Genomic DNA, 11061 nt, shown 5'->3' with positions numbered 1-11061 from the left:
CTCAAGGAGCCGGCGCAGGAATCTGCGCAGCGAGTCCGAGACTCAGCGGCTGAGAGTGCGCAGAACGTGAAGTCTGAAGGACAGGATCAGAAAGATTCCGTCGCAGACTCCGCGAAGTCCTCGGCGCAGGACGTGCGGGGCAGCTGACACGTGGTGCGCCAGGGCGGGCCTGCGGTATCGGCTGCGGACCCGCCCTGGTGAACGCCCTCTGGGTCAACGTGATGACGCTCCGCGGGATCGTCTCGGGCTGCACCTGACCGCTCGCCAGGCACTGGGCAGCAGGTAGTGGATGTCAGCTGATGACATCGACTACCTGCTGTTCGGCGCCCGACTGATCGAATCTCGGCCGCGGTTCCCCCAAGTCAGCGATCTGATCGAATCGAGCCGATGAGTTGCCCTGGCTCGGCCTGAGACGCTCGAGACTTCCCACGGCACGGCGCTCAAGACACGTCGACCCCGCCGTCGTTGAATCACTCCGTGAGCGCGCGGTGAGCGCCATCTGCTCGCCATAGCACCTGGTGCGGTCCGGATCTCCCTTTTCGAGTCCCACGCACCTATCGCCCACCGGCGAGCTTGCGATGTCGCTGCTGGACCCCGGCCGATCCGTAGGGGTAGTCCTCCATCTCCGGCTCACTGGCCGCAGTCAGACGATCGAGCTGATCGGCGCTCAACTCGAGCGAGTCTGCTGACATGTTGTCGCGAAGCTGCTCCAGCGTACGAACCCCCAGGATGACCGAGGTCACGGCGGGCTGGGCGCTCAACCAGGCCAGCGACACCTGAGAGGGGGTGGCTTCGTGCTCGTCGGCCACCGTAGAGACCGCATCGATGACCTGCCAGGTGCGTTCCTCGGCATTGCGCTTCTCCCAGGCCTCCATGCCGCGCGTCGGGTCCTCCCCCAGGCGCGTCGAGCCCGTGGGTGACTCATCCCGGCGGTACTTCCCGCTCAGCCACCCCCCGCCCAGTGGGGACCGCGGCAGCAGGCCGATCCCCGCGTCCAGGGCGGCCGGGACGATCTCGTGCTCGATACCACGCACGAGGAGATTGTATTGAGGCTGCAAGGTCACCGGGAGCGACCAGCCGTGCCGTTGCGCCAGGTGGACCGCCTTGGTGAGCTGCCACCCGGTGAAGTTGGAGAATCCGTAGTAACCGATCTTGCCTGCGGTCACGGCGTCGTCGAGGAATCGCAGCGTCTCATCCAGCGGGGTGATCGCATCCCAGGCGTGCAGCTGGTACAGGTCGATATGATCAACGCCAAGCCGCCGCAGAGACGCATCGAGCGCGTCACGGAGGTGTCGACGGGAGGTTCCGAGATCATTGGGGCCCTGCCCCATCGGGAAGCGACCCTTCGTCGCCAGGACGATCTGCCGCGCCTCGGTCGGGTGGGAGGCGATCCAACGTCCGATGATCTCCTCACTGGTGCCTGCGGTGTAGACATCGGCCGTATCGATGAAGTTGCCGCCGCCTGCGACATAGGCGTCCAGAATGGCATGGGATGCCACTTCGTCGGCCTCCGCCCCGAACGTCATCGTGCCCAGCGCCTGGGCAGAGACGACTGCTCCACTGCGTCCCAGCGTTCTGTAATTCATGGAAGCCTGAGTCATGTCCCGTCCTTCTGAGAGAGTGCGTCACGCCCCAGAGATAGGGCGACCGACGACCTTGGTCGGCTAACAGCCCGACCTCTGGCTCTATGACTTCAACAGTGGTTCCCTATCAAAAACATATTGTCAGCTGGCCATAACCTGACAGCGAGGTCTTGAGAGTTGCAGGCCAAGAAGATTTTAATGTTGGATAATCGCCGCATCCGGAAGCGATCAGGCTGTGACCGAGAAGATCGATTTCAAGAAGACGTCGCCCCGGTGCAAGGCCAGGCCCGGCCACTGCCAGATCATCGAGCTGCCCGACATGCAGTCTCTGATGATCGACGGACACGGTGATCCGAACACCTCGCCCGCATACGCCGCCGCGCTGACATCGCTGTGTCCCCTGGCGTATTCGCTGAAGTTCACCAGTGAGCGCGAGATGTTCGATGCGGCAGTCACCGCAGTCCGTACGAAGAGAGGCCCAGGTCGATAGAGCGGATGCATCATGACTTCATCCCGCGCCAAGGTCTACGCCCGACGGGCGAGCACCACGAGATCTACCTCAGCGATCTGCGCCGGACCGCCGCCGAGGAGCCGCGCGCGATGCTCCGGCAGCCCTCGGGCAGCCCGCGACAGAGCCCGATTAGGTCACACAACTGGTCCTTTTTGATTGGCGTGATCAGGCCTACCGTGGAGACATGGAGCGGCCCGGTCGGGCGTTGAACCTAGGAGGATCCTAGTCATGACTACCCAAGTCTCGGAATGCAGCGTCGAAGCCTGCTCGTTCAACGATCATTCCCACTGCAATGCCGCTGCGATCACCGTGGGCGGGCAGGAAGACCACGCATCCTGCGCGACCTTCATCGACATCGGCGTCCACGGCGGGCTGCCCAAGGTGTTGGCCGGCGTCGGAGCCTGCCAGCGCAGCGAATGCGTGCACAACGATCACCTGATGTGCAGTGCATCCGAGGTGCGTGTCGGGCCGGGACTCGACGACGCAGACTGCCTCACCTACACCCACCGCTGAGGTCTACCCGGCCCGCTCCGGGCCGGGCCCAGCGCTACTCACCCCACGAGCACGTTGGCGAACACCTGCCATGCCAGCAGGCTCTTGGCGATCAGGCTGAGCACGATATAGGCGCGCTCCCCGGTCAGGTAGTTGCTCCAGCGGCCGACCTGCTTGTACTGCAGCCACTGGTTGACGGCGAAGCTGTTGAAGAACACGAACAGCGACACGATGATGCCGTAGACGAACCCGGGCGGACCTTCCCCGCCCTCGATGCCGACGTTGATGATCAGATAGACCGCCGCGGCCAGCCACGGTCCGATCCCCGCGATGCAGCCGAACCAGAATGGCGTCCACCAAGCGCGCCCGCCCCGGACCGAACGCCCGGAGGCCCCATGCATCAGACCGTTGTTGCTCATCTCCATCAGCCAACCGAAGAGAATCATCGCCACATTGGCCAGCCCCAGGCCGATCAGCGCCGCGATGTCAGAGATCCCCAGCAGCAGGCTGATCAGCAGGATCATCAGCGTGGAGGACAGGCTGTACTCCACCCAGCGGAAACGGTTGCGTCCCTTGGACAGCTCGCCGACGTAGCGCCGGAAACCCCAGGGTGAGGCGATGAGGAAGTGGAAGAGGGCGGAGAGCAGCAGGAAGGATGCCGTCGCGAATCCCAGCGGAACGTCGAAGACGAGATTGGCGACCCCCTGGGACACCGGTGTTCCAGGGGGACCGTTCAGCGCGAAGGTCGAGACCTGCAGGCTGAAATCGTTGCTGAGGGCCAGCATGGCAGAGCCAGAGACGAGATGCAGCACGCCCATGACCAGGTTGAAGATCCGCAGCCGTCGCGCCACCGGTGCGGGTACGTCGACGGAGATGGTGTGAAGCTCTAACGGATAGGCGCTCATGTATACCAGTCTCGTCCCGCTCCGACACTTTGACCAGACCCCTTCGGCTCTCCGACCTGCGGGGCTAGGCTGGGTCCTGTGAATACTCCCTCTAGCGAGGTGCTTTCTCGGCGGACCGTGCTCTCCGGCGTTCTGTTCGGGTGCGGGATCGCCGCCTCGATGATCGACCTGTTCATCTTCCACCTGGCGCTGCAGTGGCACCACTTCTACGATCTCTCCACCAGCGAGGTCGCACTCACGGCGGACGGGTTCTTCCACGCCTTCGGTTGGTTCATCACCGTCTGGGGCCTGTTTCTGCTCGCGGACGTCCGACGCCGTGCCCAGGTGCACTGGGCACGCTGGAGCGGCGCGGTCCTCACCGGAGTCGGGTTCTTCCAGCTTTTCGACGGCGTCGTCTTCCATAAGCTGCTCGGGATCCACCAGATCCGGTACGGGGTGAACCTCTTCGTATACGACCTCACCTGGATCGGTTCGGCCGTCGTGCTTCTGATCATCGGGCTGCTGATCCTGCGCCGCACCCGGCCAGCACAGGTGCCTGCATGACCCTCGATCCCGCATTGTCCAGACATAGCTGATGCATCACCACGGCGAACCCTTCGAGGGTCTCGGTCTGGAGCCGGCGGACCCGCTGATCTGGGCGGGGCTCGACGTCGTCGTCGTCCTGCTGCTGCTGGCCGCCATGTGCTTTCACACTGGCGGATTATGGGCCGCGCGTCGCCGGAGCCCGTGGCCCCGGCACCGTAGCCTCCTCTTCCACCTCGGGCTGATCTGCGCGGCCGGCGGGCTGCTCGGGCCCGTGGCCACGGCGGCGCACACCAGCTTCACCGCGCATATGCTCGGGCATCTGCTGCTGGGCATGGTCGCGCCGCTGCTGTTGGTCCTCAGCTCACCGGTCACGCTCGCGCTGCGGGCCCTGCCGGTCCAGGCCGCCCGAGGCCTGACTCGCGTGCTGCGCAGTCCTGGCGTCCGGGTGCTCACCCACCCGGTGGTCGCTGCGGTGCTGAATGCGGGCGGGCTCTGGCTGCTCTACACCACGGACCTGTTCCGGGTCATGCATGTCTCTCCGGTGGCCTATGCACTGGTCCATCTGCATATCTTCGTGGCCGGCTATGTCTTCACGGCATCACTGATCGGGGTGGATCCGAACCCGCACCGGGCGTCGATGCCGGTGCGCGCAGCGGTGCTGATCCTGTTCATCGCGGCACATTCGATCCTGGCCAAATGGCTCTACGCACATCCCCCGTTGGGGGTGGAACCTGGGGACGGGAAGACAGGGGCACAGCTGATGTACTACGGCGGAGACGTGGTGGACATCGCGCTGCTCGTGCTGCTCTTCGCCGGCTGGTACTCCGCCACGCGTCCGCGCAACCGGCAGCACGACGCGGTCACCTCGCGGTGAGGCCTGGCGTTCTCATGCGTGCTTCGAGGCGACCCCGACCGCGTCCAAAGCCGCGCGCAGCCGCCGTTCCGCATCCTCCGCGACCTCTCGGACCGCGGCTGAGTCGCTGAGCTGGACCATGGTCTGCGGGTCGATCGCGTCGATGGTGGCGTGGTCCTCGGTGGCGCCGCGACGCACCACGACGTTGCAGGGCAGCAGCGCGCCGAGCTGCGGCTCGGCGGCCAGGGCTTTGCTGGCCAATGAGGGGTTGCAGGCGCCGAGGATGACGTAGTCCCCGACGGCTTCGCCGGACTCGGCGCCGAGCTTCTTGGTGAAGGTGGCCTTGACATCGATCTCGGTGAGGATCCCGAAGCCCTCCTCGGCCAGGGCCGCGCGAGTGGCCTCCACCGCCTGGGCGTAGGACATCGGGACAGTGATCGTATGGGTGTAGCTCATGAACTGCTCCTTCGACTCACAATGCGCTGACCTTGAGGGGTCAGCGTGTTCTTCAGGCTCCGATGACACACCCGGAGACGACTGCGCTCAGTGCGGCACCGTGGGCGGTGGCGCTGGTGAGAATCAGCACAGCCATGATCGCGGTCATCGCCAGCGCTCCCAGCATGCCATGTCGAGGGTTCTCCGGGGCGACCAGCTGACGCACCCGCTCGGGTCCTGCGGCCAGAAGCACGCGCTGTGACCCGGTCCGGTCGCTGGCCGTGCGCTGCACGCTGCTCGCCTCGCCCATGATCAGCAGGGCCGAGGCGAGCGCTCGGGTGCCCGCGCGGCGCCTCGCCGCGTTGTCCGCCGAGACCTCCAGATAGTGCGGAACGGCGTCCGCGATGGCGGCGGCCAAGGGGACTCTTCGCAGCGGCCCGGTGATGCTCCCGATGAGGTCCAGGACCAGATGGTGGCGTTCCCGCAGGTGCGCCGCCTCATGAGCCAGCACCGCACGCAGCTCCTGCGGATCCAGCGCGGCCAGCAGTCCCGTGGTGACGACGATCCCCCACCGGTCCCGGCCGAGCGCGAACGCCGAGGGGTGGGGATCCTCGACCACGGTGACCAGGTGCCCGTCGATGACCCGCCGATGACCCACTGGCAGCAGCGAGCGGCAGGTCTGCTGAAGCGATCGCCGCCGCTGCACCACGGCGCGCAGCCCCAGAGCCACCAGGAGCAGCCCTGCCCCGGCGGGGGCCAGGAGGAACGCGGCCGAGGGAACCCCGGTCTCCATGACGAACCCGGCGGAGAAGGGGTTCGAGGCCTCCAGGCACCTCTGACAGACCTTCGCCACCGAGTCCGGAAGCGGATTCGGGCCACTCAGTGACCAGGCCAGGAACAGTCCCGCGGCCATGACCGAGGCCAGCCAGAGCGCGAGGCTGGATCCCAGACACACCACCGCCAGCCGCGGGAACCGGATCAGCACGGGCGCTGCGGCGCGGATCAGCGGACGCCCGAGCACGGCTGCCGTCAACACGGCGAAGACCATCAGCAAGGAGATGAGCAGCGGATTCATGCTCAGTCCTGGGAGTTCTCGAGGTAGGTGCGCAGCAGGTCCCGCTCATCCTCCGGCATGGTGTCCACGAAGTGCAGTATGGACGCCGTGCGGTCTCTGCTGACACCGAGTGCTTGGCGCATCAAGCCCGCGGTGTGTTCTTCGCGGGTGCGCTGCGGCAGGTAGCGCACGGAACGACCCTCCCGTGTGGGCGTCACCAGAGCCTTGCGCTCCAGGTTGCCCATCACGGTGGCGATGGTGGTGTACGCCGGGCGGCTGGGCAGCTGGTCCATCACCTCACGCACGGTGTGCCCGGAGTGATCCCACAGCAGATCCATGACTTGCTGCTCGAGCGGACCGAGTCGCTCAGCGGGCATCTCGGTCTGACGTTCCTCACTCATGCTGTGACCAGCTCCTTCCTGGGTCGAACGGTACATGCCACCTGGCCCTTGAGCCGCCAGATCAGCGCGAGGCCGGTGAGCAGCAGCGCCCCAAGGGCCAGGATCGGCTGCAGCGGGGTGAAGTAGGTGATCGCCCCGGAATATCCCAGGGCGATGAGCGCGATCTTGTTGCAGACCGGGCAGCCCACCGCGAACCAGGCCAGCACCATCCCGATCATCCCGAAGCGACTGGTGCGCCGATCCTCGGAGGCGGAGCTCCGATCCTCTGCTTCACTCGCGGTGGCGCGATCCTGGGTGCCGGGGATCGTCCGTTCTGGGCGCGAGGGCCGCACGTAGGTCGCCATCAGCATGCCGCTGAGCACCGAGGTGAGGATCCAGACCGGGTAGTTCCACCACACCGGCGGGATGTCCCGGGCGAAGAACGAGTTGGGGATCAGCACAGTGGCGACGCCTACCAGCACACCGATGACTCCAGAGGCGATCGTGGCGATGACGATCTGGCGAGGCGTCCAGGAGCGCAGCGCCTGGACCGCGAGCACGCTGCATGTTCTCCACCGGGCGAGCTGAATCGAGAGAGGAGCCATGGGGCCAACTATGCCGCAGATCTACTATCTTGCATAGTTACTATGCTAGGTAATTACTATGATCCGTAGTAGATGGCCGTTCTGAGAAAGGTTCCGATGTCTCTGTCCTCCCCCGCAACCCCCACGATCCGTCCACGAAGAAACACCCTGCTGCCGCTGTTCGTGATCCTCATCGCGGCCGCGCTGATCGGCTTCGTGATCTGGCAGAACGCCGCCGATGACGCGCCCGAATCCACGCAGGACGCCGTGGGACAGGACACTGCCGAGCCAGATGCTCCCGGCCCAGATTCTCAGGCTGAAGGGCCGGTTGCGGTGCCTGAGGGTGGAGCCGAGCCTGAGCAGGAGGATATGAGTGACATCGAGCGCCGGGATCCTGATGATCTTCTCTCCCTCGGCCCCGCGGACGCCCCCGTGGCGATGGTGATGTTCAGCGACGCCCAGTGTCCCTTCTGTGCCACCTGGCACGAGCAGACCCTGCCCACCATGATGGAATACGTCGACGCGGGGGAGCTCCGCATCGAATGGCGGGATGTCAACGTCTTCGGCGAAGCCTCCGAGCGGGCAGCCCGGGCCACCTACGCCGCCGCGATGCAGGATGAATTCATGGAGTACCAGGGCCTGCTCTTCGCTGGTGGGGAAACTCGGCCTGAGGCCGGGCTCACGGAGCAAGGACTGGTCGACCTTGCTGAACAGGTGGGACTCGACACCGCGCAGTTCCAAGAGGACATGAACTCGCCGGAGGTCTCCGAGCAGATCGCCTCCAACGCCCAGGAAGGCCTCGACATCGGGGCCTACTCCACGCCTGCGTTCATCGTGGCAGGGGAACCGATCATAGGCGCCCAGCCCACCGAGGTGTTCGTCTCCGCGGTCGATGACGCTCTGGCCGAGGGCAACTGATGGAGATCAGCCTGATCACCGCCTTCCTCGGCGGAATGCTGGCGCTGCTGAGTCCATGCAGCGCACTGCTGCTGCCGGCGTTCTTCGCCTCCACCATCGGGGCTCGCCTCACTCTGCTGGTCCACGGAGGCACCTTCTATCTGGGTCTGGTCCTCACGCTGGTCCCCCTGGGACTGGGTCTGGGCGCGGTCGGGACGTTGTTCATCGACCACCGTCAGGCACTGATCGCCGCGACCTCCGGACTCCTGATCCTGCTGGGCCTGGCCCAGATGCTCGGCTGGGGCTTCGACTTCTCCAAGGCGCTTCCCGGGACTCATCGGCTGCAGCAACGGGCCCACAGCGAGAAGGGTCTGATCCGGACATTCCTGCTCGGCGCCGCCAGTGGCGTGGCCGGGTTCTGCGCGGGGCCGATCCTGGGGGCCATCCTCACCCTGGCGGTGGCCCAGGGAAGCATCCCGCAGGCGGGCCTGATGCTTGCCGTCTATGCCGCCGGAATGGTCCTGCCGCTGATGATCCTTGCCGCACTGTGGGGACGCATCGGCCCCAGGTCCATGAAGCTTCTCCGCGGACGCGGCTTCACCCTCTTCCGCCGCGAGCTCCACACCACCTCGGTCCTTGCCGGCGCGCTGATCCTCGGCGTCGGCGTCCTGTTCTGGACCACCAACGGCCTTCTCACCGCTCCCTCCCTGGTCCCCAGCGGGACCCAGGGGTCGCTGCAGACGATGGCCTCCTCGGCGGCTGGTCCGGTCGCAGACGTTCTCCTGATCCTGGGGAGCTCCGCGGCGCTGCTGCTCATCTGGACGCTGACCCGGCGCCGGACCGGCCGCACCGCTGACCGCGCAGACCTCCCGGGGAAGGAGTCTCCTCGATGAGCGCCGAACCACCTGCTCTCCTGCTCCTCCGAGGAGGCGTGGTCTTGGGCGTCCTGGGACTGACCTTGGGAGCCTGTGCGGCGCCACCAGATCAGGATCCCTCCGCCGAGGCCGAGTCGACCCATTCACCGGGCTCCCTCGACCCCGACCCGGTCCCGGTCCAGTCACCGGCCGAGGAGGTGGACTTGGACGCGATCCGGCTTCCCGTGCACCTGACCGACCTCGTCAGCGTCGACCCCGGGTGGGACACTCCTCCTCAGGTCCACGACGGCGTCTTCCTGGGCCCCAGAGAAGAGGAGGGCAGACTGGTGTTCAGCGCCGTGTCCGCCGATGGGACCCTGCTGTGGACTGCGCAGCGTCCGCTGAGCTGCACCGGATTTGCACTCACGAGTGCCGGTGACCGGGCTCTGGCGGTACTCACCGATGTGGACCCCGAGAACTCCCCAGATGACACCTCGATCACCACCACCGCGACCGCCTATGATCTGCACACCGGGGAACCCGTCTGGGGTCCCGTAGAAGTCCCGGGGCCACATCAGGGACCCGGTCTGGTCTTCGCCGAACCTCACGAGGAACCGATGGGCGGAACCGATCAGCGCGTCGCCCTCGATCCCGAGACCGGTGAACGCATCCCCGACCGCGGCCATGTCGTCGGGGAGTTCTTCGGAATCACGGTCACCGCCCGCGATGGAGAGTTCATCGCCAGCGGCAGCGAGGGTCAGCTGTGGCGCGCGCCCTCCTCCAACACCTCGACCACTCCTGACCCAGAGGCCCCCGTCAGCCCTGCGACGAACCGGCTTCCGCCTGGGACGGCACTCATCGGCTCTTCCGCGGCTGGCTACGATCTCTGGGACCTCACCGGCGGCGAGCTCCTGGCGGAGGGGATTCAGGACGCCATGTTTGACCTGATGTCCGAGACCTGGGTCGCGATCCGCGAGGATGAACTCGCCGGATTCGACGCCGCGGGTGGGCAGCTCTGGTCCCTGGGCCTCGATGCTGAACCCGAGATCCTCGGCGTGGGCGGGGTCATGGCATATGTCCTTGCCGACGGAGAGTACCTCGACATCTACAACGTGGTCACCGGCAACACGGCCCGGATCTACGATCCGCTCGACGACGGCGCCACGGCCATCCCTTTGGCATTCACAGACACCGGCGCCACAGTCGTCGATACGGGGACCGAGCTGGTTCTGGTGACCGACGAGCCAGGTCCTCCGGAAGATGCTGCGGCAGAGAGCGAACTCTCCGATGAGAGACCATAGAGAATTCAACCGAGGAGAGGTGCCACCGTGAGTGATGACAGCCCGAAGGACTTCTGGGAGAGCCGCTACGCGGACTCGGAGCGGATCTGGTCCGGTCGGGTCAACTCCACAATGAGCTCATTGGTCGCTGACCTGCCTGCAGGACGCGCGCTGGACCTGGGCTGCGGGGAAGGCGCTGACGTGCTCTGGCTGGCAGCTCGAGGGTGGCAGGCGATGGGCATAGACATCTCAGCCACCGCTGTGGCGCGCGGGCAGGCCCAGGCCGAGACGCGTGACCTGGGAGCCGGCGGCGCTACGTTCCGCTCCGCAGACCTCCCGGAAGGCATGCCAGAGGGACCGTTCGATCTGATCAGTGCCTCCTTCCTGCAGTCCCCGGTGGCGCTGGACCGGCAGCGGATCCTGCAGGCGGCGGCCGATCGGGTCGCGGTGGGCGGCCACCTGACGCTGGTCTCCCATGCGACCGCGCCGCCGTGGTCAACACACCGGCACGGACCTGACGAGATGCCCACCCTCAAGGGCGACCTGTCCGCCCTGGTGCCCCGGGACGCCTGGCAGATACAGGTCGGTGAGCTGCGGGAACGGTCTGCGAGGGGACCGCATGGTGAAGACGCCACCCTCAAAGATCTGGTCATCCTGGCCAAGCGGTTGCACAGATGAACTAGTCTGGTGCTTCAATCCAGCTCAGAG

Annotated in this window: 14 protein-coding genes; 7 read left to right on the top strand and 7 right to left on the bottom strand. The window is 66.1% G+C overall.

Annotated features, from left to right (window positions below):
* Window positions 1-554: 554 nt before the first annotated feature.
* Both BG28_RS09555 and BG28_RS16805 read right to left on the bottom strand, forming a co-directional pair.
* Window positions 555-1586, bottom strand: a complete 1032-nt coding sequence (locus BG28_RS09555) for an aldo/keto reductase (RefSeq protein ID WP_036476198.1) — start codon at window positions 1584-1586, stop codon at window positions 555-557.
* Window positions 1587-1811: 225 nt separating this feature from the next.
* On the bottom strand, window positions 1812-2087 hold the full coding sequence (locus tag BG28_RS16805) for a hypothetical protein (RefSeq protein ID WP_161634823.1): 276 nt from the start codon (window positions 2085-2087) through the stop codon (window positions 1812-1814).
* Between the two features lie 235 nt (window positions 2088-2322).
* On the opposite strand from BG28_RS16805, the gene BG28_RS09540 reads away from it, so the two are divergent.
* Entirely contained in the window at window positions 2323-2607 is a 285-nt protein-coding gene (locus tag BG28_RS09540) for a DUF1540 domain-containing protein (RefSeq protein WP_036476126.1), read from the top strand.
* Between the two features lie 38 nt (window positions 2608-2645).
* On the opposite strand, the gene heR is transcribed toward BG28_RS09540, so the two are convergent.
* Complete coding sequence (gene heR, locus BG28_RS09535) at window positions 2646-3491, bottom strand: heliorhodopsin HeR (protein ID WP_051501263.1); 846 nt, start codon at window positions 3489-3491, stop codon at window positions 2646-2648.
* Between the two features lie 78 nt (window positions 3492-3569).
* On the opposite strand from heR, the gene BG28_RS09530 reads away from it, so the two are divergent.
* Together BG28_RS09530 and BG28_RS09525 are read left to right on the top strand one after the other, a co-directional pair.
* Window positions 3570-4034 (top strand): DUF2243 domain-containing protein, encoded by a 465-nt coding sequence (locus BG28_RS09530; protein ID WP_036476125.1) that lies wholly within the window; start codon window positions 3570-3572, stop codon window positions 4032-4034.
* A 31-nt stretch (window positions 4035-4065) separates the two neighbouring features.
* Entirely contained in the window at window positions 4066-4890 is an 825-nt protein-coding gene (locus BG28_RS09525) for a cytochrome c oxidase assembly protein (RefSeq protein ID WP_084479614.1), read from the top strand.
* Between the two features lie 12 nt (window positions 4891-4902).
* Here the strand turns inward: BG28_RS09525 and BG28_RS09520 are convergent, their stop codons facing one another.
* The 4 genes from BG28_RS09520 to BG28_RS09505 are packed head-to-tail and all read right to left on the bottom strand — an operon-like array spanning window position 4903 to window position 7343.
* Entirely contained in the window at window positions 4903-5325 is a 423-nt protein-coding gene (locus tag BG28_RS09520) for a DUF302 domain-containing protein (RefSeq protein ID WP_036476123.1), read from the bottom strand.
* 52 nt (window positions 5326-5377) lie between these two features.
* Window positions 5378-6379: a M56 family metallopeptidase gene (locus BG28_RS09515; RefSeq protein ID WP_036476121.1), complete on the bottom strand. Its 1002-nt coding sequence runs from the start codon at window positions 6377-6379 to the stop codon at window positions 5378-5380.
* A 2-nt stretch (window positions 6380-6381) separates the two neighbouring features.
* Window positions 6382-6759: a BlaI/MecI/CopY family transcriptional regulator gene (locus tag BG28_RS09510; protein ID WP_036476120.1), complete on the bottom strand. Its 378-nt coding sequence runs from the start codon at window positions 6757-6759 to the stop codon at window positions 6382-6384.
* Complete coding sequence (locus tag BG28_RS09505; RefSeq protein ID WP_036476119.1) at window positions 6756-7343, bottom strand: hypothetical protein; 588 nt, start codon at window positions 7341-7343, stop codon at window positions 6756-6758. The genes BG28_RS09510 and BG28_RS09505 overlap by 4 nt, the downstream gene beginning before the upstream one ends.
* Before the next feature lie 96 nt (window positions 7344-7439).
* Here BG28_RS09505 and BG28_RS09500 point away from each other — a divergent pair, with 96 nt between their 5' ends.
* The 4 genes from BG28_RS09500 to BG28_RS09485 are packed head-to-tail and all read left to right on the top strand — an operon-like array spanning window position 7440 to window position 11031.
* Window positions 7440-8240, top strand: a complete 801-nt coding sequence (locus BG28_RS09500; protein WP_036476118.1) for a thioredoxin domain-containing protein — start codon at window positions 7440-7442, stop codon at window positions 8238-8240.
* The gene (locus BG28_RS09495) at window positions 8240-9112 is read left to right on the top strand and encodes a cytochrome c biogenesis CcdA family protein (protein WP_036476117.1); all 873 of its coding nucleotides are present in this window, start codon (window positions 8240-8242) and stop codon (window positions 9110-9112) included. Before BG28_RS09500 ends, BG28_RS09495 begins: the two co-directional genes overlap by 1 nt.
* The gene (locus tag BG28_RS09490) at window positions 9109-10374 is read left to right on the top strand and encodes a hypothetical protein (protein WP_036476116.1); all 1266 of its coding nucleotides are present in this window, start codon (window positions 9109-9111) and stop codon (window positions 10372-10374) included. Before BG28_RS09495 ends, BG28_RS09490 begins: the two co-directional genes overlap by 4 nt.
* A 27-nt stretch (window positions 10375-10401) precedes the next feature.
* Complete coding sequence (locus BG28_RS09485) at window positions 10402-11031, top strand: bifunctional 2-polyprenyl-6-hydroxyphenol methylase/3-demethylubiquinol 3-O-methyltransferase UbiG (RefSeq protein ID WP_036476115.1); 630 nt, start codon at window positions 10402-10404, stop codon at window positions 11029-11031.
* The last annotated feature ends 30 nt before the right edge of the window (window positions 11032-11061 follow it).

This window comes from Nesterenkonia sp. AN1, assembly GCF_000582475.1.
GTDB lineage: Bacteria > Actinomycetota > Actinomycetes > Actinomycetales > Micrococcaceae > Nesterenkonia > Nesterenkonia aurantiaca.
Note: the sequence above shows the minus strand (reverse complement) of the source record. Positions and strands in the feature narration are given on the sequence as shown.